The following is a 23628-nucleotide window of genomic DNA, read 5'->3' as shown; positions in this document are numbered from 1 at the left end:
CCCGCCTCTGCTCCTGGCACAAGAGCGATGATTTGCCAGGTTCGGCGGGCTTCCGCAACATCAGACAGCGCTACTTCGGCACGCGCGCCTGCAGGGCGCGGATCCGGCCAAGCGCCTGCGTATTCGACACGGTCGCGTCGTACATGGCTGCAAGATCGGCCTTCAGCGCGGTACGTGATCCGCCGTCGAGATAGACCATATGCCCCGACGGATAAAACCGCGCCGAGAGGTTCTGCCGAACCTGCTGGCTGAGCAACGGCATTTGCTGCAGATCGAGCACGGTCTGATAGAACGGCGTCACGTAATCGAAAAAGCCGTTTGCCGACAGCACTTTCAAATCGGGATTAAGCGCCATCACGGCGGCCAGGTCGCCGGCGGTGTACAGAATGATGTTGCCCTTCGAGTCGAGCCCCTTCTGTGCGCCAGTCGGATCGATATGGCTGAAATCCCAATACTTGAAGGCCTGATCGTTCAGGTCGGTAAACGACGAATTCGACGTGTACTTCAACTGCTCGTTCAGGTACACGTTCCACATTGTCGTGTAGACGCCGGTGACCGCGGTCATGGTCGGGTCGTTGCCCCCGGAGTTCGGGTCGATCTTGCCGGCAATGCCCGTGTCGATCGCCGTCACGCGGCCGTCATATTCGCCGAGCGCGAGGCCTTGTGACTTCAGCAGCGTGGTCAGGAAGAGCGAGTTGCCGCGGCTGTCGTACGACGCGATATCGAGGCTCCACGCCAGCAAGGTCGTCTTGTCGATGCCGGTGTATTCGCTGAGTTTTTCGACGGTGGCCGCATCGGTGGTCGGAAACTTGCGTAGCGCCGCCAGATAGTCTGTGCGCGCGAACTGCGCCACTTCTTCGGCGAATACGCCGAGATCGGTGGGCCGCGGCGCGATGCCGAGCTTCTTGTGATACCACGCGTCCGCCGCGGTCGTGGGAAGCACGCCAACCGGATTGCCGGCCTGGGTGTAGTCGAGAATCGATGATTGCAGCGTGATGCCGTTCAGATCGACGCCGTCTTCGTGCAATCGATACGCCAGCACGCAACTGCGCGCGGTGCCGTAAGACTCGCCGAACAGGTACTTCGGCGAGTTCCAGCGGTTGTTCTTGGTCAGAAAACGCTTGATGAACTGCTTGATCGAATCCGCGTCCTGATCCACGCCCCAGAAGTCGCGGTTTTTCTTCGGCGCGATCGCCGCCGAGTAGCCGGTCCCGACTGGGTTGATGAAGACGAGGTCGCTCTTGTCCAGCAGGCTGTCCGGGTTGTCTTCCATCGCATAGGGCGCGGGCGGCGTGAAGCCGGGCATCGACGTCTTGATCCGGCGTGGCGCGAACGAGCCGAGCAGCACGAACACCGAAGACGATCCTGGCCCGCCGTTATAGAAAAACGTGACCGGGCGGGTTTCTTCCTTCTGGTTGTCCTGCGTGAAGGCCACGTAAAACATGCTGGCTTCCGGCTGCGAGCTGCTCGGATCGACAATCACGAGGTGACCCGCCGTGGCCGTGTAGTTGATCTTGCGCCCGCCAATGCTGACCGAATGGTGTGTGACCGCCGCGGTTTCGGCGGTTTCGGTAATGGAATCGTCCGGCCCGTTGCCGTACGCAACCGGATCGAAGAACGGCTGATCCCCAGCTTTGGCCGACGTGCTGGCGGCCGCCGGCGCGGCTGATGCATGAGAATTGTGCGACGACTGCGGACTAACGGAAGCTGATGCGGTATTCGTCATGATCGCTCCATGGTTTTGTTCACGTCTTGTGTGTCGTCCCCCGAAGGGAACGTCCTTCGGGGTATGTCTTGCAGACTATAGTGCGGCAGCCACCTTCTGGCCATTCGGACTGCCGAGTCCGGTGCAGGCATCCCAGCCCACGGATGCCGCGAAACTGCCGTTGTTGCCTTGCGTGATGTCGTTGCACGCACCCGCCGCCTTGTACAGCTTCGCATTGATGAAGCCGGCCGGCTGCCCCTTCGCCGCGTTGATGCGCGCAATCAGCGCGGCCCACAGCGGCGCGACCGCGCTCGTGCCGCCCACCACCGTCTGCGTGCCGTCGATCAGCACGGTATAGCCCGTGGTCGGCGATGCGTCGCCCGCCACGTCCGGCACGCCACGCCCGCTGAGCGCCGTGCCGCTACCGCTCGACGACGTGACTGTCAAACCTTCCTGCCACGCCGGCACCGGGAACGCCCGGCTCACGCCGCCGCCACTTGCGCCGCCTTGGGCGCCGTCGTTCCAGACCACTTCGCTCGAGATCGACGTGCCCGACGCGCTCAGATGCGTGCCGCCGCAGGCCAGCACATACGGGCTCGACGCCGGAAAGTCGACCTGATCGCCGCCACCTGTGCCGTCGCTCGAACCACTGTCGCCCGACGCCGCGCAAACCGTCACACCAAGCGCCGCGGCCGACTGCAGCACGCTGTTGAAGGCCTGCACCGACTGGCTGGTCCAGTTCGACTCGGGGCCGCCCCAGCTGATCGAAATGACCGACGGCTTGTTGGCCGTGTCGTGCACCGCGCGGCTCACCGCGTCGATAAAACCGGCGTCGCTGTTCGGTGTGAAATACACCGCGATCGCCGCGCCAGGCACGATCGCGCCGACGATTTCGATGTCGAGCGTGACTTCGCCGTCCGGTCCATTCGGGTCGCCGCTCGGCTGATTGCTGCCCTGATCGACGCCGACCGACTTCACCGTGGGCTCGGCCACCCCCAGGCTCCCGAAGTACGCCTTGAGATCGCTGGTGTTATACCCGCCACCCAGCTCGATGATGCCGACGCACTCGCCGCTGCCGTCGCCCTGCGGAAAGTTGTAGAGCGACGCGATCTGCGGCGGCGTGAACGAAACCTGCCTCCCTCGAGCCGGCTGGAACGGCGGCCGGATGCGAAAGTGCGGCCGCGCCTGCGGCCGGTTGTCGAGCCCAAGCACGGCTTGCACGACGCCGTGCAGATCGTCCGGCACGCTGATCGTGCCGGTGCGGCCACGGAACTGCCCGGTGATGTGATGTTCGTAGTGCTCCAGCTTGACGCCGAACGCGGTCTGGAACTGCGCAATCGTGCCGCCCAGCACGACCGTGCGCGCAGCCGGATCTTCGCGCAGCACGGTCAAACCGTGAGCGGCGGCGAACGACTTGACCTTGACGACGTCGTCCGGCGCGGCGCCATAGTCTTGCGCCAACGCCTCGCGCGAGAGTGGTTTCACAGAGGGGTCGCCTGCTTCGATCTTGCTCATCAGCGCATCGAACTGCGCCTGCTGCTGCCGGCGCAGCATCACGAAGACCTCGATCCGCTCCGCCGGATCGCATTGCCCCACGACTTTCGAACCGGCTTCCACCGTTCGCTCGCTGCCTGGCAGCGGGTGCTTGTTGACCATGGTGTCGACTCTCCTGTTAGCTTGACGGCCCGAGTCGCAATGCGGACTCCGGCACGGCACGCACTTGCGCAACCTCATTGCCCAATACCTGCGGCAGATTGCGGTTTCAAGGCCTGTGTCAAATCGTCCGACCTATCCATTCGAACACAGTTCCGGAACAGGCGACAGTTGTCCGAATGGCCAACGCGGTGTGGCATCGATACTTGTTGCGCAGGCTCGCGCTATGATGCTGAAGCGGCAATCCAGCCGTTACATTGCCTCGCGCGCGAACCGCGCGCACGATCGAAGAATCAGAGGAACCCCATGTCAATTTCGATGTATCAAGCGTCGCTGCCCGTGTTGATTCGCGGCCTGACGAACCTGCAACTCATTCTGGGCAAAGCCGAGGCGCACGCCGCCGCAAAACAGATCGAACCGTCGGTGTTCACGAATGCCCGGCTCGCACCGGACATGCTGCCGCTGGTGCGCCAGGTTTATATTGCGAGCGACACCGCGAAAGGCTGCGCCGCACGTCTGGCCGGCGTCGAGGCGCCCAAGTTCGAAGACGTCGAACAGACCTTCGAAGAGTTGATTGCCCGCCTTCAAAAGACGATTGATTATCTGAAGGAATTCAATGCAGGACAGATCGACGGTTCGGAAGAACGCGCGATCACGCTGAAAATGCGTACCGGCCCAATCGAGTTCACGGGGCTGTCGTATCTGCTCGGTTTCGTGCTGCCGAACTTCTATTTCCACGTCACGACGGCCTACGACATCCTGCGTCACAACGGCGTTGAACTTGGCAAGCTGGACTTCCTGGGCGGCATCAAGTAAAGCCCTCAGGTACGCATCGGCGAGCTCACACGCCCGGCTGGAAGGCAATGACCGCCATGCCGGTCAGCGTCAGGAGAACGCCGGCCGCATCCCACGGCGTTGGCCGTACGTTGTCGACGCACCATAGCCAGGCAACCGCCACCGCCACGTAGACACCGCCGTAAGCTGCATAGACGCGGCCCGCGGCGGTGCCGTGCAGCGTCAGAAGCCACGCGAACAGCGCGAGGCTGAGCGCGCCGGGCACGAGCAGCCAGATGGAACCGCCCTCCTTCAACCAGCGCCACGGCAAATAGCAACCGACAATTTCAGCAATGGCGGTCACGGCGTAAAGCAGGAAAGTTTTCATCGACGGGTGCAAGCGAGTGATTGTGCCGCCGCGAAGCGCGCGCGGATGTGTGCTGGCTTTATTAACACAATCAGTCTGCTTGCGGGCGTGATGCTGAGCCGTGGCCCGCCAGCCCAGCGGGCGGGCGGTCACGCCGCGATTCGTGCTGCCTTAGTCCAGCGAAAGCCGCAACGCGAAACCGATCAGCGCCGCCGAAAAGGTCCAGCGCTGCAAAGTCTGCGCGAGCGGATGGGTCCGCATCCACCCGGCGATCCGGGCGGCGCCGATGGCATACATCGCGTCGAAACACGCGCCGACGGCAACCAGCACAAGACCAAGCTCGATCATTTGCAGAGCAACCGGCCCGGCCTCCGGGCGCACGAACTGCGGCAGCAGAACCGAGCAAAACAGGAGCGCCTTCGGATTCAGCAAATTGGTCAGCAGGCCCTTGACGAAAGCCGCCCGCAACGGACGCGACTCCACGCTCGCGGCACCTTCCGCATGGCCGCCGGCATTATCGCCCTGCGGCAGCGCGAACACCGGCGAGCGAAAAATCTGGATACCCACCCACGCGAGATAGACCGCGCCGCCATAGCGCACCACCTCGTACAACCACGGCGCGTTGCGCAACAGCGCGGCGACGCCGCACGCCGAGAGCGTCACATGCGTCGCGCGCGCGAGGCCAAGCCCGCCGGCAGCCGCGAAGCCACGTCGCACGCCGTGTCCAATACTGGTTTGCAACACCAGCGCCATGTCCGGCCCAGGCACGGCATAGACGACAATTAGCGCCGCAATATAGACGGCCAGCAGGTGTGCGGAAATCATCAAAGCCTCCTGTTTTTGAGGCCTCTATCTTGCTATCGCCCGCGGAGAGTTTTCTGGCGAATTACTGGTCCGGCAGCTCCTATTTTGGAGGAATGCGCTAATATTATGGATCCAGATCAAGCTTTCCCCTAATCCACCACCTGCATCGCCGAACCATGACCAGCGACCTCGATAAAACCGATCGCGCGATCCTCGCCGCGATTCAGAAAGATGGCCGCATATCGAATGCGCGGCTCGCCGAAGCAGTCGGCCTGAGCGAGACACCCTGCGCGCGCCGCCTCAAGCGCCTCGAAAACGACGGCTATATCGATCAGTACCGCGCGATGCTGTCCCGCTCGGCCCTCGGGCTCGGCGTGATTGCGTTCGTCTACGTGCGCTTTGCCGTGCACGACCGCGCGACGGCCACGCGCTTCGAACGCGAGGTGCAGGCGATCCCCCGGATTCTGGCGTGCCACAACGTATCCGGCAGCGCCGACTACATCCTCCAGGTGGTGGCGCGCGACCTCGACGACTACGGCACATTCATGCGCGATGAGATGCGCGGTCTGCCGGGCGTGACGTCGGTGGAATCGGCGTTGTCGTTGCGGGAAGTGAAGGCCAATGGCGCGTTGCCGCTGTCCTGAACGCGAACGCAACAGAACGTGGCATAGTCCCCCCTTCGACACGGCGCGGGCCGACCAGACAAAGATGGAGTTTTCAGGGATCACGAAAAGGCGCGAGCCGAAGAAACCGCGGCGATGGCCCGCGTAATGACCGCGACCCAGCGGGTGCAGTCGGCCTTCGCGTCGCTGCAAACGCAGTTCCCGCCGGCCGGCAGCGGCCAGCCCTCGCAGTTTGCGCTGCAAACGTTCGACGCCGCGCTGCAGGAACTCGAAGATGCCCAAGCCGCATTCGACGAAATGCTCGGCGACCTGCTCGACGGCAATCGTTGATTGGCGTAGCGGGTCTATTGACTGCCTAGCTGCAGCGTAGCGCGCGAGCGCTGGCCGTCTTCAGATTCCACGGAAGCGGCCAGCGCGTTGTCCGGAGGCGCAAGACGGAGTTGACCGTTAGTTGCGCATTGACATCCGGGACATGGAAATCCCGTACGGTCGGAACACCCTCCCCCGCCTGATCAATACCGTTGCAACCCCGCTAGCGGGCCCCGGTCACCCCACGCATCCATCACACCTCACCAGTCACGATTTTCGGCTCGCACAGAATCGGAAAGTTGACCGAGTTCGCGACATAGCACTTCTCGTGCGCCACATGATGCAAGTGCTCGGCCAGTTCGAGATCGCCGCCTGCGCGAATCACAACGTGCGGGCGTAGAACGATCTGCGAAAAGCGGCCCTGCTCCGGGGAATCGAGCATCGTGCCTTCGGCATTGTCGCGATAGCTCAGAACGACAACGCCCGCGTCCGCACAAAGATGCAGATACCAGAGCTTGTGACAGGCAGACGCCGAAGCGACCAGCAGATCTTCCGGATTCCACCGGTTCGCGTCACCCAGAAACGCGGCGTCCGACGATCCGGGAATGGCGGGCTTGCTCCCTGCGGCGATGATGTGGTCCCGGCCATAGTCGCGGTACCCCGAGGTGCCGCTGCCGCGGTTGCCTGTCCATTGCACCGACACCGTGTATTTGTGCTCGCCGTACGCCATGCCATTCTCCTTTGCTGTTGACCCAAAATTGAACTCGCGACACGTGCATTCTATATGCGCCCGGTCATTTTGGTATACCATTATTCCAGACAACAGGAACCCTCGCATATGGACCACAAACTGGATTCGACGGCCGACGCCATCGCCGTCTCGCTTCGCGAACTGATCGCGGCCGGAGAGCTGGCAGACGGCGCGCGGCTGGTCGAGCGCGAACTCGCCGATCGGTTCGGGGTGAGCCGGGTGCCGATGAGAGAGGCCATCCAGAAGCTCGAGGGCGAAGGGCTGGTCGAGCTGATGCGCAATCGCGGCGCCGTCGTGCGAACCTTGACGGCGTCCGACCTGGACGAGATTTACGGCCTGCGCATGTTGCTCGAAGGAGACGCCATCTTCCGCGCGGTCAAACGCATGGACAGCGAGACGTTATCGCGCGCCGAACTCGTTCATCGACTTCTGGGAGACGCGGATACCGTCCAAAAACAGGGTGAGCTGAATCGCGAGTTTCATGAACTGCTATACCGCCCTTGTGCAAACGGGCGGCAGTTGAAAGCGATCCGCGAACTCCGCGCTCAGGTCGAGCGCTATGAACGATTGCAAAGCACCCTGCTCGCCGATACACCGGCCTTCCAGGACGAACATCAACGCATTCTCGAAGCATGCACGGCAGGCAACGCACGCCTCGCGCGATCAATGACGGTGGACCATCTCGCGTCGGCGAAACGCATCGTTCTGCAACTGGTCCGGGACGAGTGACGCAGAGGGCGTAACGACAAAGGTGTAACCAGCCCATGCAAAGTTACACAAACCCTTACAAAGCAACACGCGCTTCGTGTGCACCGAGCGCTTCGCGATGGCGTTATTGCTGGCATCTACTCGCGGAGTCCAACATGAACACGAACCTCACTTCCAGCAATCCGCAACGCAGCCGCATTCACCCGCTGGTCGCCGGCGCGGCGGTAGCCGTCATTCTGGCCAGCGCCACCGGCATCGCGGCGATGACCGGCCTGCTGCCGACTTCGCATGCCGTCACGGAACCCGCTCTGCCGGTCACGGCGGCCGCGCAAGTCGCCAGCGCACCGCTCGCGGCACCCCAGCCAGTCCCGGTTCAGCAAACGGCGCAGCTGCCGGTGCAACAAGCCGCGCAGCAGCCGGTGCAGCAAGCCGCCCCTGCCCGGCCGCCGGTTCACCACACGCACCGCCCCAGCCCAACGCCTGCGCCGGGCTACGCGAACAATCAGGGCTACCAGGCAAACTATAACAACCCGGCGCCGCGGCCGGTCGCCGCCGATCCGTATGCAGGCGAAGTGGTCGCGATCAACACGGTGCAGTCGCCCGAGCCGACCACGGGGCTCGGCGCGCTCGGCGGAGCCTTCGCGGGCGGGCTGGTCGGCAATCAGATCGGCGGCGGCCGCGGCAAGATCCTCACGACGATCGCGGGCGCGGTCGGCGGTGGCCTCGCCGGCAACGGCATCGAGCACGCGGTGCGCAAGCAGACCACCTATGAAGTCCAGGTCCGCATGCAGGACGGCAGCTACCGCAACTTCAGCTATCAGACGCAACCGGCCGTGCAGGTCGGCGAACGCGTCCACGTGTCCGGCGATTCGCTCAGCGCTTCGTGAACCTCTGACGAGCGTCCAGAAAGCATAAGGCGGCTCCCTCGCGTTATGATCAACCGTTACGCCAGAACGGCTGATCGCGCACGATGGAGCACGCCTACATCCACCTTTTGCATCTGCTAGCCGGCCACCCGGCGTGGACGCTCACGGTCATCTTCCTCGCCGCCTTTCTCGAGGCGATTGCCGTTATCGGCACCTTCATCCCCGGCAGTACCGCCATGTTCCTCGCCGGCGCCCTGACCGGCACCGGCTCGCTCAGCCTCGTCTGGGTACTCGTGTGGGCGATCGCCGGCGCCATTGCCGGCGACGGCATGAGCTTCTGGCTCGGCAGCCGCTACAAGGATCAGATCGCCCAACTCTGGCCGTTCGCCAAACACCCGGAGGTGCTCGAGGCGGGCCATCGCTACTTCAGGAAACATGGCGCCAAGAGCGTCGTGCTGGCGCGCTTCATCGCTCCCTTGCGGGCGATCGTGCCCGTCGTGGCGGGCATGCTGGGCATGACGCCGTTGCGCTTCTACGCCATGAACGTGCTGTCGGCGCTGATCTGGGCGCCCGCCCATATCCTGCCGGGCGTGGTATTCGGCGCCTCGGTGCTGCTGGCCGGCGCGGTGTCGTTCCGGCTGGTCGTCATCCTGGCCCTGCTGGTGGGCATTGTCTGGCTGAGCTTTCGTGTGGCGGGCTTCCTGCTCTCGCACGCCAACGCATGGTCGAGCGCGGCGGGCCGCAATCTGGGCAGCTGGGCCTGCCGGCATCCGGGACCGTTTGGCCGTTTCGCGCGGAAAATGCTCGACCCCGAAACGCCGGATGCCAGCAGCATCCTGCTGGCCACACTCATCGTTCTGGTGTCCGGGGCGCTCTTTTTCGGGGTGCTTGACGACGTCATCAGCGGCGATCCGCTCACCCGGGTCGACCTCTCCGTTTATCACTTTCTGCAATCGGTACGCACGCCCTGGGGGGACACCGTTCTCGCGGGACTGTCGACGCTGGGCAACACCATCACGCTTGGGGCGCTGATCGTGACGGTCACGGGGTGGATGCTGCTGGAACGTCGCTGGCGCACCATCGGCTACTGGCTCGCGGCGGTCGTATTTTCCCAACTGCTGATCTTCGCCCTGCAGTTCGCCATGCACCGCGCGCCGCCCAACGCATTGATGGGCGGCTCCTACGTCTTTCCGAGCAATCACGTCGCGGCGACCGTCACCGTCTACGGCTTCCTCGCCTTTCTCCTCGCGAGGCGGGTCGGCATGCTGGAGGGCATGCTGGTGGCAGCCGCCAGCACCATGGTGGTGATCGTGGTCGCGCTGGCGGGCGTGTACTTCGGCAGGTACTGGGTGTCCGACGCCATCGGCGGCGCCGCGCTCGCGTACGCCTGGGTGGCGATCATTGCAATCACGGCCATGTGGCGGCACCCTCAGGCGCCGCCGGAACGCCCCTTCATGCCGGTCGTGGTTCTGGTGGTCATGCTGGTCAGCGTGGGCGCGCAACTCGGCTTCAGTCTGGGCGCCCCGCCACCGGACAGCATGCAGCGGCCGCCGCCCGTGCTGGTCACGCAATCGCAATGGAAGCTCTCAGTGTGGAAGCGCCTGCCCTGCTACCGCTCGGATATGGGCGGCGATCTCAAGGAGCCGCTCACGCTGCAGTGGGTATCGAACCTCGATTCGATCCGCGGGCAACTGCGCGCCCAAGGCTGGGTCGAGGGCACGGACCTGTCGCCGCACAGCCTGCTTTCCCTCGCCTCGCCCAATGTCGCGGCCACCTCTTTGCCGGTCCTGCCGAAGCTCAACGACGGCGTGCCTTCAACGGCCGTTTTCATGCGGCCGGGCGATAGCCGCGACGAACGGGACGTGCTGCGCTTCTGGCCCAGCGGCTACGCGGTGGGCGACGGGACATCCGCGACGCCGCTTTGGGTCGGGGCTTTCGCGCACGAACGGCTGGCGCGGCGCTCGTGGCCGATCAACATCGTGCGAGTAGATAGAGACTGGAGTCTGCCGGATGTGCACGCGGCCTCCGGGGCGGACCTCGGGGCCGCGCTCGTTGCCACCGTGAGTTGCCACGGCGTGCCGGTGTCGCTGCTCGTCTCGCAGATGGAATAAGCGGGCATAAGCGCGTTCGCTGGTCCGCGACGGAAATCGCCCTGCGCTCAATCAGTTACAGCGCCTGCCCAGGACTTGTCCACAAAGATATGAACATTTTCTGTGGATAAGGTCGGCCGGCGGCCGCCTTGGCTGAGCTGCCTTGATCGAGCCGCCTTGGTCAAACCGGCATACCGCGCCTGCGGGTCGATCCCAATGTCCCAAGCCAGGAAAAGCGGTAAGTGATTTTCTAGGCAATGCGAACCAACAGACGGGCATATTGCATCAGTTTTCTCTAGAGTTAAAGAGTCGCCCGTGAATCCGGAGCGGCACCACGCCGCTGATTAGTCCAGCGTAAGTTCATCCTAAGGAAAATAGCCAAATGAGAGCATCTTTACATACGGAAATATTGACCTATTCCGACTGCCACGCCGGTGCCAGCCTGCATCAAAACAGTGCCCCTTTGGCACTCAAACACATAATCAGCCCGGAAGAGATCCGGGATAATCTGCCCGCCAACCAAGGCGGCATCGGCTTTCTGTTTCACGCTACCGACTGGGACACTCTTTCATTTTCATTTCACAATGTGAAGCGCAGAGACGCGTCATTCGAAGAGGAGCTGTGGAACACCAAACCGTTTATTGCGTCGCCGATTTATTCGGGTTCACAGATTATCGGCGCCAATATCGCCTGCCCGGTGCCCCTCGAAATGTGGCTGGGAAGCCCGCGCGGCATCAAGCGATTCCGCGAGACGCAATTTTTCCCGGCGCTGGAACTGGCGAGGCAGGCAGGCCTGAACATGGTCGCGATGGGCGCTTCCACTCCTTACGCCTGCAACTACGGCGCCCTGCCGCGCGACACGAAGCCGCCTCATATCACCACGGGTCACGCCGCCACCGCCGCAATGCTGAAAGACTGGGCCATGCACTGCTGCAATGAACTCGACCTCGAGTTCGGCAGGACCAAGCTCGCGCTGTTCGGTGCGGCCGGGCGGCTGGGCACGACCGTGGCCAAGTACGCGCTCTACAAGGATGCCCCGAAGGAGTTGGTCCTGATCGACTTGCCGGACAAGCTGAACCTGCTCAATGACCAGGCAAAGGAGTTGATGGCATCGGACCTGCTCGGAAAAACCCGAGTGTCGGTGCATACGTTCAGTCCGGACACACCGTTGCCACAGTTCGATGGGGCGATACTTGCCAGCAGCACCAGCGTGCCGTACCTCACCGTCGACGATCTCAAGCGCGCCCAATTCTGGATAGACGACTCCCATCCGCGGGCAGCGAGCGTCGAGGCCGAACTCGCGTCTCGCGAACATACGCTATATATTGAGTGCTTCGCGCGTGGCCCTGCCGGACTCAATACCACGTTCCCATTCCGGCTGCCGACCACGCGCGATTGCTACACGTGTTTCGCCGAAGGCTACTCCGCCTGGCAGGAAGGCATTGCTTCCGACTTCATCATCGGCAGCCCGCCCGTGTGGTCGGTGTCCTACACGCACGGTCTCCTGAAGAAATACGGATTTACGGTCGGCCCATTCCATGGCAAGAACGGTTCGCCGATCAGCCTGGAAACGCAACACCGCAACAAGCATGAATTGATGGGGTCGTAAATGTCATTGGAGGCCTGATGGTCATACCGCGCGAAAGCATGCGGGACGTGCTGGAACGAAGCCGGTTTGCAATTCGATGGGGCGGCGCCCTGGGCCTCCTGTGCCACCCCATCTACTACGTAGTCTGGACCTATGTCCTGCCCCAACCGTACGACAACCTCTACCTCCGGCTGAGCGCGGCGGCTCTCTGCATTCCGCTGGTCTTCCAGGCACGCTGGCCGAAGCGCTACAACCACCTCCTGCTGATCTACTGGCATTGCTGCCTGATCTACGTGCTGCCGTTCGTCTGCACGTTCCTCGCGATCCGGAATTCATTCTCCACCATGTGGATGATGACCGAGGTCATGATGATCTTCATTCTCGCGCTGTGCATCGACAGTCCGTTTTTGCTGATGGGTTGCATCGGCATCGGCGTATTGGCCGGCGCGCTGGCCGCGGTGTTCAGCTCCCCTGTGCCGATCGTCGTGAGCGCGGAAGATCAGTCGAACCTCGCGCTGCTGCCGGTGGTCGTCTTGTGCAGCATGGCGTTTAGCCATGCGATCAGCAAAGGCCGCATCTTCGTCGAAAAGAACCGGGCCTTGCAGGCGCTCGCGGGTTCGATCGCCCATGAAATGCGCAACCCCCTCGGCCAGTTGAAGCATGTTCTGGATCGGGTGGAAGAGGCACTGCCGGCCACGGTGGAATCCAGCCGCGCGTCGCCGCTGTCGCACGACGGCGCGGCAAGCCTGTATCGTCATCTGGCGCACGGGCAATTGTCGATTGAGCGCGGTCTGCGCATTATCGCCATGACACTCGACGAAGTCAGCGCCAAACCCATTCGCTCGGACGGCCTCGCTTATCTGAGCGCGGCGTCCACCACGCGCAAAGCGCTGGAAGAATACGGTTTCGCCGACGAAAAGGAGCGCGACAAGGTCAAGCTCGTGGTGCTGGAGGATTTCACCTTCAAGGTCGACGAAACGGTCTACCTGTTCACCCTGTTCAATCTGATCAAGAACGCGCTTCATCACATTGCTACGCATGCTTCGGCCACGCTCACGCTCACGGTCGACCGGAACTTGGTCATGGTGCGCGACACCGGACCCGGCATTGCGCCCGAGATGCTGTCACACCTGTTCGAGCCGTTTCGCACGTCGGGCAATTCGGCTGGCACCGGGCTCGGGCTCGCTTACTGCCAGCGCGCTATGCACGCCTTCGGCGGCACCATTGGCTGCCGCTCGGAAGTCGGAAAGTACACAGCGTTCACGCTGCAGTTTCCAGTGGTCTCGAAGAGCGAAATCGAGGACTACGAACACAAGATCTTTGAACGCGCCACGCCGGTTTTCAGAGGCAAGCGCATTCTGCTCGTCGACGACGACGCCGGGCAGCGCATGCGAACCGGCCGCGCGTTGCTGAAGGTGGGCGCGCACGTCAGCGAAGCGGAAAATGGCGAAGTGGCGCTGGCGGTGCTGCGGGAGTCCGCGCACCACGACCTTGTCCTGATGGACATCGACATGCCGGTTCTGGATGGCTATGCAGCCACGGAGCGGATTCGCGCCGACCATGAATCGCCACACTGGGACGTGCTGATATCCGCCTACACGGCGGAGCCCGGCACCGTGGCGCGCGTGCTCGCCCGGCGCGCCGGCATGGACGAAATCATCAGCAAATCGTCCAGCGTGCTGGAACTGATCACCTCGGTCCAGGCGCTCTTTGAAAACGGCAACCGGCACCATCTGAGCCAGAAAACCGACGCGTTCGCCGGCAAGTCGATTCTGGTCGCGGACGACGACACCTACAGCCGGCTGGTGGCCAAAGCCTATCTGGAGCGATGTGGTGCAAGCGTGGTCGAGGCCGAACACGGCCAGGCTGTGCTGGCTCGCTTGCAGGAGCACGGTGTCATCGACGCCATCGTGATGGACATGAACATGCCGGGCATGGGCGGCGTGGAAACGACCGCGTCGATTCGTGCCCGCACCGACGCCTACGCCACGGTGCCGATCATCGCCCTCACCAGCCAGTCGGACGACGACGCCGTGCGGGCCTGCCTCGCGGCGGGCATGAACGAGGTCATGATCAAACCCGTGCACGGCGGCTCGCTGTACATCTGCCTCGCCAGACAGTTGACGCCGCAACGGGTGGCGAACGTTGCCGCCAAAGCAGCGCCCGCCCCCACGGCCGCCGCGCCGGCCAGCGCGCTGCCCGCGATCCGGGAAAGCGATCTGCTCGACGAGAAACACCTCGAAGAACTGGTCGCGCTCGATCTGCTGGACGATTCGTTCATCAAAGGCATCGAGCAGATTCGCCAGCTGGTGGACCGCCTCGAGATCAGTACGGACGCCGACGACCTCGAAGCGACGCACCGCGCCCTGCATCTGCTGCTTGGCGTGAGCGGCAACATCGGGGCGAAGGCGCTGCATCAGTTCGCGCGGCAGATCTATCCGCGCGTGGTCGAGGGCGCATGGCCCGCGGAGGACAACTGGCTGGCGCGCATCGGCCTGCTGGGCGGACGTTCCGCCGACGCGCTGCAAGGGTATTTCAACTCGGCGAAGACACGTCGCGATCATCGCGACTTTCTGAACGATTGATGCCTCTGAGATGACAGCGAGCGCCCCGCGCCTGACTGCTACGCGGTCTGACTGCCGGACGGCACCTCGTTGTCACTGGCATGCATGCGGCCATTGAAACCCGGAAAACTCATGGTGACCGTGGTGCCCGCGCCGTAAGTCGAATCGATCCGCAGACACCCGCCGAACGATTGCATGATCCGGTTGCAAAAGATCATGCCCATGCCGTGGCCGCCCGCGCCGCCGTAGGTGGTGATGGGGTCTTGCAGCAGACGTGCCTTGATCTCGGGCGCAATCCCCGGTCCGTTGTCGCAAATCCGGATCTCCGGCTCCGGGCTTGCCACGACTTCGAGCTGCAAAGACGGCGCATCCGTACCGTCGAGCGCGCGCAAAGCATTGGACAACAGCGACGACAGGACCAGCGCCACGCAGTTGGGCATGGCATGCACGACGAAATCGCCCGCCACGTCGACCTTGATCCAGTCGCGCTGCGACGCGACAAACGGATAGGTATCGAGCAACGTGGCGATCAGACGGGTCGCCCTCACCTCGCGGGCGCCGGCGCCCGACGCGGATTGCTGGCCACCGCTTTTGTGCACCGTCGCCCAGAACGACGAGATCAGCGTCAGGCAGTACTGCGCATTGTTCAGCATGGAGCTCGCCGCCTGACCGATCGCCCTTTGCCGTTCCGGATCATATTGCTCGCCGACGTCATTCTCGACGGAACGCGCAAAGAGCGAGATGGTCGCGAGTGGCGTGTTCAATTCGTGGGCGAGAAAGGCAAGCGTCTCGTCCATGGCCAGCAGCCGCTGTTGCCGGGTCTCCCGCTCCGTGTAGCGCGCGATCGCCAGTTGCAGGACCTCGCGTACCATGTCGGTCCGAAGCGGCTTTTCGAGGATGCGGAAGATGTCGCCGGTATTGACCGTCTGCAGCAGCATGTCCTTGTCGGCGTACGCGGTTACGAGTATCCGCATGATTTGCGGATATTCCTGCGCCACCTGGCGCAGCAGATCGTCGCCGTCGCGCCCCGGCATGCGGAAATCGGTCACCATCACGGCGATCTCCGAGCCATGCCGGCCCAGCACCGCCATGGCTTCGTCGGCGCCGGAGGCGACATGCACGCTGTAGTCCGCACCGATCGCCCGGGCGAAGTGGTTGCGTGACATCTCGTCGTCGTCGACGAAGAGAATGGCAAACGGGGGCTGCATAGTGTCACTCATCGCATTCGCAACGCATCGCGGCAGGTCGAAATCGAGTGTGGAAGTATAGGGGATCGCGCCGGGGAAAAATACGGCAGCGCCTCACACCGCAAGCGACAGTAACAAATCGAAACTGCGGCTCAAGATGCGGTTACGAAATAAGGTCCACAGTCGGATAGACTCTGTTTGTGATTGTCTGGATTCCTGTCGCCGCTATCGGCGATATCGGCGATACCCCAGCCAGGGAGTTTGTATGACGCTCTTCGACAGCAATTGGCCGGGCCGTCCATTGACGGCGTTCGCTGGATGCCTCCGCTCCGGCGGGAGCGTGTCATGAGCGAAGCGCCGTCAACCCGGGCAGAGCGGCCACGGCGCGGCCGCCTGATCCTCGCCGTCGTGGTGCTGGCGCTGATCGCGCTGGTGATCATCCATCTGGTTCGCTCGAAGACGCAAAAACCCGCTGCGGCCCCCCAGGTCGTGACGGTCGCCACCGCGATCATCGGGCCCATGCCCGAAACGCTGAGCGAGCTGGGCACGGTGACCCCCGTCGCCACCGTGACCGTGCTGCCGCAGCTGAGCGGCTACCTGACCGCGGTCGGCTATCGCGAAGGCGAAGAGGTCCAGAAGGGGCAATTCCTCGCACAGATCGATCCGCGCCAGTACGAAATCAGCAAGCGCCAGGCCGAGGCCCAACTGGCCAAGGACAAGGCGGCGCTCGCCCAGGCCCGCGCCGACCTCGTGCGCTTTACGCAATTGAACGAGCGCAAGTCGATTGCCGAGCAAACCTATGCCGATCAGCAGTTTCTCGTGCAGCAGGAGGAAGCGGCCGTCAAGGCCGACGAGGCCAACATTGCGCAGTTCGAACTCGACCTGATCTACTGCCACATCACCGCGCCGGTGGCCGGCCGAGTCGGGCTGCGCCTCGTCGACCCGGGCAACTACGTGACCGCCTCGAGCCAGCCGGGCATTGCCGTCATCACCTCGATGAAACCGACTACGGTCGAATTCACGGTGCCGCAAAGCGCGCTCGACAAGGTGTTGCAGCGCAGCAAGTCAGGGGCGCAGCTCCCCGTCACGGTGTTCAGCAGCGACAATACCCGCCAACTGGCGACTGGCACGTTGTACGCCATCAGCAACCAGATGGCGACGGCGACCGGCACGGTCACGCTGCGCGCGAGCTTCCCCAATGACGACGAAGCCCTCTTCCCGAACGAGTTCGTCAACGTGAAGCTGCTGGTCGACACGCTGCAGAACGCGGTGCTGGTGCCCACCCCCGCGATACAGAACGGCGCCCCCGGCGACTATGTGTACCTCGTCAACGCCGACAGCACGGTGTCGGTCCGCAAGGTCACGCTGGGACCGGGCGACGGCCAGCACACGGTGATCACGGCGGGGCTCGCCGCGGGCAACGTGGTCGTCACCGACGGCATGGACCGCTTGAGCGACGGCATGAAGATCAAGGCGAGCTCCGCGCGGCCGGCGTCGAATGCGACGGGCGCATCGGCTGCGACATCGGCAACAACGCCGGCGGCAACGGCAGCCCCTGCCTCCGCCGTCCAGCGGACGCGTCCGGCGTCCGCGCCCGGCACGGCCGCACCAGGCCAGACATCAACGGCTTCGTAGCGCCGCGCCGCGATGAATTTCTCCCGGCTGTTCATCCTCAGACCCGTGGCGACGTCGCTGCTGATGATCGCGCTCGTGCTCGTAGGGCTGGTCGCGGTGCGCTTTCTGCCGGTCTCGTCGCTGCCCGACGTCGACTATCCGACCATCCAGGTCCAGACCTTCTACCCCGGCGCGAGCCCGAACGTGATGGCAACCACCGTCACCGCGCCGCTCGAGGTCCAGCTCGGCGAGATCCCCGGTCTGCAGCAGATGGTCTCGTACAGTTCGGAAGGCGCGTCGGTCATCACGCTGCAATTCGATCTCTCGCTGAATCTCGACATTGCCGAGCAGAACGTCCAGCAGGCCATCAACGCCGCCAACAGCTTCCTGCCGAGCGGCCTGCCCGCGCCGCCGACCTACGCGAAGGTCAACCCGGCCGACCAGCCGATCCTCACGCTCGCGGTCACCTCGAAGTCCATGTCGCTGACGCAGTTGCAGGACACCGCCAACAATCGTCTCGCCACCAAGATCTCCGAGGTCCCCGGCGTCGGTCTCGTGACCACGGCCGGCGGCAACGTGCCGGCCGTGCGCGTCGAAGCGGACCCGCAGAAGCTCGCCGCCTACGGACTGAATCTCGACGATTTGCGCACCTTGCTGGCCAACGTCAACGTCAGCCAGCCGAAGGGCAATTTCGACGGCCCGGAACTCGACTACACGATCAACGCGAACGACCAGATCGCCGACCCGAAAGACTATCTGGAGACCGTGATCGCCTACCAGAACGGCGCACCGGTCTACCTGCGCGATGTCGCGCGCGTGAGCCAGGCCGCTCAGGATGTGGAACGCGGGGCGTGGTACAACCGCACGCCCGCGATCGTGCTGAACGTGCAGCGTCAGCCGGGGGCGAACGTGATCGCCACCGTGAACCAGATCATGAAACAGCTGCCGCAGCTCGAATCGACGCTGCCCGCCGGCCTGCAGGTCACAGTCGTGGCCAACACCACCGGCGTGATCCGCTCGTCGGTCTCGGACGCCGCGTTCGAACTGGTGCTCGCCATCGTGCTGGTCGTGCTGGTGATCTTCGTGTTCCTGCGCAACGTGCCCGCTACCGTCATTCCGAGCATCTCCGTGCCGGTGTCGCTGATCGGCACGCTCGCCGTGATGTACCAGCTCAACTATTCGATCGACAACCTCTCGCTGATGGCGTTGATCATCGCCACCGGGTTCGTGGTCGACGATTCGATCGTGATGATCGAGAACATCGTCCGCTATCTCGAAGAGGGCAAGACCCCGCTCGAAGCGGCATTGGAAGGCGCCGGCCAGATCGGCTTCACCATTCTGTCGCTGACTGTCTCGCTGATCGCCGTGCTGATCCCGCTGCTGTTCATGGGCGGCGTGATCGGCCGGCTCTTCAGCGAATTCGCGATCACGCTCGCGGTGACCATCGTGATCTCGGCCGTGGTCTCGCTGACGGTGGTGCCGATGCTGTGCGCGCGCCTCTTGCGCGCCCAGGCGCAGCGCCATCCGAGCCGCTTCGAGCGCTTCAGCGAAGGCCTGTTCAACAAAACGCTCAACGCCTACGAGCGCGGCCTGAGATGGGTGCTCGATCACCAGACGCTCACGCTGGTGGTCGCGCTCATCACCGTCGCGCTCACCGCGATCCTCTACATCGTGATTCCGAAGGGCCTGTTCCCGGTGCAGGACGTCGGCGTAATCCAGGGGATTAGTGTGGCCGACAATTCGGTTTCCTATTCAGCCATGGTGCGTCGCCAGAGCGCGCTGGCCGATGCGATCCTCAAGGATCCCGACGTGGTGTCGCTCACCTCGTATGTCGGCATCGACGGGACCAATCCGACGCTGAACAACGGCCGCTTCCTGATCAATCTGCGTCCGCGCGACGACCGCTCCGTCACCGCCGAGGAAATCGGCCGCCGCATCCAGCAGGAAGTCGCCAACGTGCCCGGCATCCGCCTCTATCTGCAGCCCGAGCAGGACCTGACGCTCGACACGTCGATCTCGCGCAACCAGTACAACTTCGTGCTGCGCGGGCCGAGCCAGGACGCCTTCAACCAGTACGTGCCGGCGTTGATCGCGCGCATGAAGCAGATTCCCGCGATCACGGACGTGACGAGCGACCTGAACACCAATGGCCTGAGCGTCGACGTCGAGGTGAACCGGCAACTCGCCGCGCGCTACGGCATCACCGCGGCCACCATCGACAACGCGCTCTACGACGCGCTCGGCCAGCGCATCGTGTCGACCATCTTCCAGCAGTCCGACCAGTATCGCGTGATTCTGGTGGCGAAGCCCGAGACGATGCCCACCGTGCAGTCGCTCGGCAACCTGTATTTGCCGAGCCAGACGAGCAGCAGTGGCCAGGTGCAGCTCTCCGGTATCGCGAAGATCAGCATCAAGCAATCGCCGCTGATGATCAGCCATCTCGCCCAGTTCCCGTCGGTCACGATTTCGTTCAACCTCGCGCAGGACGCATCGCTCAGCGCCGCGGTCGCGCAGATCCGCGACGCCGAACGCGCGGTGAATCTGCCGCCGTCGATCACCTCGACGTTCCAGGGCGCGGCCCAGGCATTCGAAGACTCGCTCTCGAGCGAGGTCTATCTGCTGATCGCCGCGCTGGTCGCCGTGTATATCGTGCTGGGCGTGCTGTACGAAAGCTACATCCACCCGGTGACGATTCTGTCCACGCTGCCGTCGGCCGGCATCGGCGCCCTGCTCGCGCTGATGATCGCGGGCAGCGATCTCGACGTGATCGGCATCATCGGCATCGTGCTGCTGATCGGCATCGTCAAGAAGAACGCCATCATGATGGTCGACTTCGCGCTCGAAGCGGAGCGCGTTCACGGCAAGCCGCCGCGCGAAGCGATTTTCGAAGCATCGCTGCTGCGCTTCCGGCCGATCCTGATGACCACGCTCGCCGCCATGCTCGGCGCCCTGCCCATGCTGCTCGGCACCGGCACCGGCTCGGAGCTGCGCCGGCCGCTCGGTCTCGCGATCATTGGCGGCCTCACGCTTAGCCAGGTGCTCACGCTCTTCACGACGCCCGTGATCTACCTGTTCTTCGACCGCCTCGCGCAGCGCGCGAGAAGCCGGCGCGGCGCGGCCAATGGCGGCGCCGCGGCACCGCCGGAGAACGCGCCGTGAACATCTCGGCGCTCTTCATCCAACGCCCGGTCGCCACTGTGCTGCTGGCGCTGGCGATCGCGCTGTCCGGGATGCTGGCCTATTTCCGACTGCCGGTCGCGCCGCTGCCGAACATCGCCTTTCCCGTAATTGCGCTGCAGGCGAACATGGCGGGCGCGAGCCCGGAGATCATGGCGGCGACGGTCGCCGAGCCGCTGGAGCGGCGCCTCGGCACCATTGCCGACGTCAGCCAGCTCACCTCGATCAGTTACGTGGGTTCGTCGCTGATCATTGTCGTGTTCGGCCTGAACCGCGATATCAACGGCGCCGCGCGCGACGTACAAGCGGCCATTCAGGCCGCACGCGCCGATCTGCCGACCACACTGCGCAGCAACCCGACCTACCGTCAGTACAACCCGGCCGGCGCGCCGATCATGGTGCTCGCGCTGACTTCCGACACGCTGACGAAAGCCCAGCTCTACGATTCCGCCGATTCGGTAATCCAGCAGCAGTTGTCGCAGATCAGCGGCGTCGGGCAAATTACGCTCGGCGGCGGCGCCTTGCCGTCGGTGCGCGTCGAGCTGGAACCGGGCAAGCTGAACAGTTACGGCATCGGTCTCGAAGACGTGCGCGCGGCGATCGGCGCCGCCAACGCGAACAGCGCGAAAGGCCACATCGACCAGGGCGAGCAGCGCTACGTGGTCACCTCGAACGACCAGATCAGCAAAGCCGCGCCGTATCGCGACGTCGTAATCGCCTACCGCAACGGCGCGCCCGTGCTGCTGCGCGACGTCGCCCAGGTGCGTGACTCGAACGAAAATATCCGCAATGCCGGGCTCTATAACGGCAAGTCGGCGGTGCTGGTGATCGTCTATCCGACGCCGGGCAGCAACGTCGTGCAGACGGTCCAGCAGATCCAGGCGCGCCTGCCGGTCATTGAAGCCGCGTTGCCGAGCACGATCCACGTGAACGTCGCGATCGACCGCTCGGAGTCGGTGCGCTCCTCGGTGGCCGACACCGAGCGCACGCTGTTCATCGCGGTACTGCTGGTGGTGGGCGTGGTGTTCGTGTTCCTGCTGTCGCCGCGCGCCACGCTGATTCCCGCCGTCGCGCTGCCGCTGTCGATTATCGGCACGTTCGGGCCGATGTATCTGCTCGGCTATAGCATCGACAATCTCTCGCTGATGGCGTTGACGATCGGCACCGGCTTCGTGGTCGACGACGCCGTGGTGGTGCTGGAGAACATCGTGCGCCATCTCGACGCCGGTCTCCCGCCGAAAGAAGCCGCGCTGCGCGGCAGCGCCGAGGTCGGCTTCACGGTGATCTCGATGAGCCTCTCGCTGATCGCGGTATTTCTGCCGATCCTGCTGATGCCGGGCATTGTCGGCCTGCTGTTTCATGAATTCGCGGTCACGCTGTCGATTGCGATCCTGCTGTCGCTGCTGATCTCGCTGACCATCACGCCCGTCATGTGCGCCTACCTGCTCAATCACGAACAGGCGAAGCATTCGAAGGCGCGCTGGGCACGCTGGGGCGAAGCGCAATTCGAGCGCTTCAAGCAGGCCTATTCGCGCTCGCTCGCGGTGGCGCTCGACCACTCGCGCGCAGTCATCTTTCTGTTGATCGGTCTGCTCGTGCTCAACGTGTTCCTGGTCAGGTTTGTGTCCGGCACGTTCTTTCCCGAGCAGGACACCGGCATCCTGATCGGGCAGATCATTGCGGATCAGAGCATCTCGTTCTCCGCCATGGAAAAGAAACTCGCCCAATTGCAGGCCATCGTGAAGCAGGACCCGGCGGTGGCATCGGTTGCGGGTTTCACCGGCGGCCGCGCGCTCAACACAGCCAACGTATTCATCGAACTCAAACCGCTCGCGCAACGCCATCTGTCGGCCACCGAGGTGGTCAACCGGCTGCGCCCGAAACTCAATGCCGTCTCGGGCGCGCAGCTCTTCCTGCAAGCCCAGCAGGATCTGCAGATCGGCGGACGCCAGGCCGCGGCCGAATACCAGTACACGCTGACCAGCGACGACGCCGACGCCCTCTTCACGTGGGTGCCGAAACTCGTGGCCGAACTCGGCAAATACCGCGGAAAAATGGAGGACGTGAACTCGGATCTGCAGCAGCACGGCTTGCAGACGTACCTGAACATCAGCCGCGCGACCGCCACGCGCTACGGCTTCCAGCCGAACCAGATCGACAACGTGCTGTACGACGCGTTCGGCCAGCGCACCGTGTCGACGATCTACAACCCGCTGAACCAGTACTTCGTCGTGATGGAAGTCGCACCGGCCTACTGGCAGTATCCGCAGGCGCTCAACCAGATCTTCATGAGCGCGGCCGCCGGCAACGCAAGCGGCACCCAGCAGACGCAGATGTCCGGCGCGACCGTCAAGGCCGTGCAGCAGGCGGCGGCCGTGAGCAGCGCGTCCGGCAGCAGCGCCAATACGAACTCGCTGAACGCCGACGCGGAGGCGAACCAGCAGACCAACAGCATCTCGAACAGCAAGGGCGGCAATTCCAGCGGCAGCGCGGACAGCACCGCGGCCGAAACCATGGTCCCGCTGCCTGCATTGCTGACCTACTCGAACAGCCACACCGCAACCCAGGTCAACCATCAGAGCGGCCTCGTTGCGGGCACCATCTCGTTCAACCTGCCCAATGGCGGCTCGCTCAGCGAGGCCGGCCAGATCCTCGAGCAGGCCGGGCGCGACATCGGCATGCCCGCGTCGATCCACGGCGCGTTCGCGGGCGCCGCCCAGGCGTATGCCCAGTCTATGGTCGCCGTGCCGCCCCTTATCCTCGCCGCGCTGGTCGTGGTCTACATCCGTCCCTTATACACACCTGACGCTGCCGACGATCTACCCAGCTTTGCTCCTCGCGTCGCGCC

The 23628-nt window shown here is 63.8% G+C and carries 17 protein-coding genes; 11 read left to right on the top strand and 6 right to left on the bottom strand.

The annotated features are described in order from the left end of the window. Positions 1–70: 70 nt before the first annotated feature. Both A6V37_RS29830 and A6V37_RS29825 read right to left on the bottom strand, forming a co-directional pair. The gene (locus A6V37_RS29830) at positions 71–1726 is read right to left on the bottom strand and encodes a S10 family peptidase (protein ID WP_064265678.1); all 1656 of its coding nucleotides are present in this window, start codon (positions 1724–1726) and stop codon (positions 71–73) included. Between the two features lie 75 nt (positions 1727–1801). After that, a complete protein-coding gene (locus tag A6V37_RS29825) occupies positions 1802–3361 on the bottom strand; it encodes a S53 family peptidase (RefSeq protein WP_064265679.1) in 1560 nt (519 codons plus the stop codon). 303 nt (positions 3362–3664) lie between these two features. Here A6V37_RS29825 and A6V37_RS29820 point away from each other — a divergent pair, with 303 nt between their 5' ends. Continuing rightward, positions 3665–4174: a DUF1993 domain-containing protein gene (locus A6V37_RS29820; protein WP_064265680.1), complete on the top strand. Its 510-nt coding sequence runs from the start codon at positions 3665–3667 to the stop codon at positions 4172–4174. A gap of 25 nt (positions 4175–4199) precedes the next feature. Here A6V37_RS29820 and A6V37_RS29815 read toward each other — a convergent pair whose 3' ends face one another. Both A6V37_RS29815 and A6V37_RS29810 read right to left on the bottom strand, forming a co-directional pair. Continuing rightward, on the bottom strand, positions 4200–4520 hold the full coding sequence (locus tag A6V37_RS29815; RefSeq protein WP_064265681.1) for a YnfA family protein: 321 nt from the start codon (positions 4518–4520) through the stop codon (positions 4200–4202). Between the two features lie 150 nt (positions 4521–4670). Then, positions 4671–5324: a LysE family translocator gene (locus A6V37_RS29810; protein ID WP_064265682.1), complete on the bottom strand. Its 654-nt coding sequence runs from the start codon at positions 5322–5324 to the stop codon at positions 4671–4673. 155 nt (positions 5325–5479) lie between these two features. Between A6V37_RS29810 and A6V37_RS29805 the strand changes: the two genes are divergently transcribed. Beyond that, positions 5480–5947 (top strand): Lrp/AsnC family transcriptional regulator, encoded by a 468-nt coding sequence (locus tag A6V37_RS29805; RefSeq protein WP_064265683.1) that lies wholly within the window; start codon positions 5480–5482, stop codon positions 5945–5947. A 114-nt stretch (positions 5948–6061) separates the two neighbouring features. Next, positions 6062–6256, top strand: a complete 195-nt coding sequence (locus tag A6V37_RS29800) for a hypothetical protein (protein WP_064286612.1) — start codon at positions 6062–6064, stop codon at positions 6254–6256. A 232-nt stretch (positions 6257–6488) separates the two neighbouring features. Here the strand turns inward: A6V37_RS29800 and A6V37_RS29795 are convergent, their stop codons facing one another. Further along, on the bottom strand, positions 6489–6965 hold the full coding sequence (locus A6V37_RS29795; protein ID WP_064265685.1) for an OsmC family protein: 477 nt from the start codon (positions 6963–6965) through the stop codon (positions 6489–6491). 54 nt (positions 6966–7019) lie between these two features. Here A6V37_RS29795 and A6V37_RS29790 point away from each other — a divergent pair, with 54 nt between their 5' ends. The 5 genes from A6V37_RS29790 to A6V37_RS29770 all read left to right on the top strand — a co-directional run bounded on the left by A6V37_RS29790 (position 7020) and on the right by A6V37_RS29770 (position 14823). Next, on the top strand, positions 7020–7715 hold the full coding sequence (locus tag A6V37_RS29790; protein ID WP_242665720.1) for a GntR family transcriptional regulator: 696 nt from the start codon (positions 7020–7022) through the stop codon (positions 7713–7715). 134 nt (positions 7716–7849) lie between these two features. Further along, positions 7850–8581: a glycine zipper 2TM domain-containing protein gene (locus tag A6V37_RS29785; protein WP_064286610.1), complete on the top strand. Its 732-nt coding sequence runs from the start codon at positions 7850–7852 to the stop codon at positions 8579–8581. 83 nt (positions 8582–8664) lie between these two features. Beyond that, complete coding sequence (locus A6V37_RS29780; protein WP_064265688.1) at positions 8665–10671, top strand: bifunctional DedA family/phosphatase PAP2 family protein; 2007 nt, start codon at positions 8665–8667, stop codon at positions 10669–10671. A gap of 361 nt (positions 10672–11032) precedes the next feature. Next, positions 11033–12259, top strand: coding sequence for a hypothetical protein (locus A6V37_RS29775; protein ID WP_064265689.1), 1227 nt, complete (start codon positions 11033–11035; stop codon positions 12257–12259). Positions 12260–12276: 17 nt separating this feature from the next. After that, positions 12277–14823, top strand: coding sequence for an ATP-binding response regulator (locus A6V37_RS29770; RefSeq protein ID WP_064265690.1), 2547 nt, complete (start codon positions 12277–12279; stop codon positions 14821–14823). A 38-nt stretch (positions 14824–14861) separates the two neighbouring features. On the opposite strand, the gene A6V37_RS29765 is transcribed toward A6V37_RS29770, so the two are convergent. Further along, positions 14862–16022 carry a hybrid sensor histidine kinase/response regulator gene (locus A6V37_RS29765; protein WP_064265691.1) on the bottom strand — a complete coding sequence of 387 codons (1161 nt, stop codon included), beginning with the start codon at positions 16020–16022 and terminating at the stop codon, positions 14862–14864. 312 nt (positions 16023–16334) lie between these two features. Between A6V37_RS29765 and A6V37_RS29760 the strand changes: the two genes are divergently transcribed. From A6V37_RS29760 to A6V37_RS29750, 3 genes are all read left to right on the top strand, one after another. After that, positions 16335–17624: an efflux RND transporter periplasmic adaptor subunit gene (locus tag A6V37_RS29760; protein WP_064286609.1), complete on the top strand. Its 1290-nt coding sequence runs from the start codon at positions 16335–16337 to the stop codon at positions 17622–17624. A 12-nt stretch (positions 17625–17636) separates the two neighbouring features. After that, the gene (locus A6V37_RS29755) at positions 17637–20762 is read left to right on the top strand and encodes an efflux RND transporter permease subunit (protein WP_064265693.1); all 3126 of its coding nucleotides are present in this window, start codon (positions 17637–17639) and stop codon (positions 20760–20762) included. Further along, a partial coding sequence (locus A6V37_RS29750) for an efflux RND transporter permease subunit (RefSeq protein ID WP_244174061.1) occupies positions 20759–23628 on the top strand: 2870 nt, incomplete at its 3' end. The genes A6V37_RS29755 and A6V37_RS29750, both read left to right, overlap by 4 nt.

Source organism: Paraburkholderia ginsengiterrae (assembly GCF_001645125.1).
Classification (GTDB): domain Bacteria; phylum Pseudomonadota; class Gammaproteobacteria; order Burkholderiales; family Burkholderiaceae; genus Paraburkholderia; species Paraburkholderia ginsengiterrae.
This window is presented reverse-complemented; position numbering and strand designations above follow the sequence as displayed.

Excerpts from the sequence above, each read along its gene's own strand:
- A6V37_RS29830 (WP_064265678.1), bottom strand. The coding sequence starts at position 1,726 with ATGACGAATACCGCATCAGCTTCCGTTAGTCCGCAGTCGTCGCACAAT.
- A6V37_RS29825 (WP_064265679.1), bottom strand. The coding sequence starts at position 3,361 with ATGGTCAACAAGCACCCGCTGCCAGGCAGCGAGCGAACGGTGGAAGCC.
- A6V37_RS29820 (WP_064265680.1), top strand. The coding sequence starts at position 3,665 with ATGTCAATTTCGATGTATCAAGCGTCGCTGCCCGTGTTGATTCGCGGC.
- A6V37_RS29815 (WP_064265681.1), bottom strand. The coding sequence starts at position 4,520 with ATGAAAACTTTCCTGCTTTACGCCGTGACCGCCATTGCTGAAATTGTC.
- A6V37_RS29810 (WP_064265682.1), bottom strand. The coding sequence starts at position 5,324 with ATGATTTCCGCACACCTGCTGGCCGTCTATATTGCGGCGCTAATTGTC.
- A6V37_RS29805 (WP_064265683.1), top strand. The coding sequence starts at position 5,480 with ATGACCAGCGACCTCGATAAAACCGATCGCGCGATCCTCGCCGCGATT.
- A6V37_RS29800 (WP_064286612.1), top strand. The coding sequence starts at position 6,062 with ATGGCCCGCGTAATGACCGCGACCCAGCGGGTGCAGTCGGCCTTCGCG.
- A6V37_RS29795 (WP_064265685.1), bottom strand. The coding sequence starts at position 6,965 with ATGGCGTACGGCGAGCACAAATACACGGTGTCGGTGCAATGGACAGGC.
- A6V37_RS29790 (WP_242665720.1), top strand. The coding sequence starts at position 7,020 with ATGCGCCCGGTCATTTTGGTATACCATTATTCCAGACAACAGGAACCC.
- A6V37_RS29785 (WP_064286610.1), top strand. The coding sequence starts at position 7,850 with ATGAACACGAACCTCACTTCCAGCAATCCGCAACGCAGCCGCATTCAC.
- A6V37_RS29780 (WP_064265688.1), top strand. The coding sequence starts at position 8,665 with ATGGAGCACGCCTACATCCACCTTTTGCATCTGCTAGCCGGCCACCCG.
- A6V37_RS29775 (WP_064265689.1), top strand. The coding sequence starts at position 11,033 with ATGAGAGCATCTTTACATACGGAAATATTGACCTATTCCGACTGCCAC.
- A6V37_RS29770 (WP_064265690.1), top strand. The coding sequence starts at position 12,277 with ATGGTCATACCGCGCGAAAGCATGCGGGACGTGCTGGAACGAAGCCGG.
- A6V37_RS29765 (WP_064265691.1), bottom strand. The coding sequence starts at position 16,022 with ATGAGTGACACTATGCAGCCCCCGTTTGCCATTCTCTTCGTCGACGAC.
- A6V37_RS29760 (WP_064286609.1), top strand. The coding sequence starts at position 16,335 with ATGAGCGAAGCGCCGTCAACCCGGGCAGAGCGGCCACGGCGCGGCCGC.
- A6V37_RS29755 (WP_064265693.1), top strand. The coding sequence starts at position 17,637 with ATGAATTTCTCCCGGCTGTTCATCCTCAGACCCGTGGCGACGTCGCTG.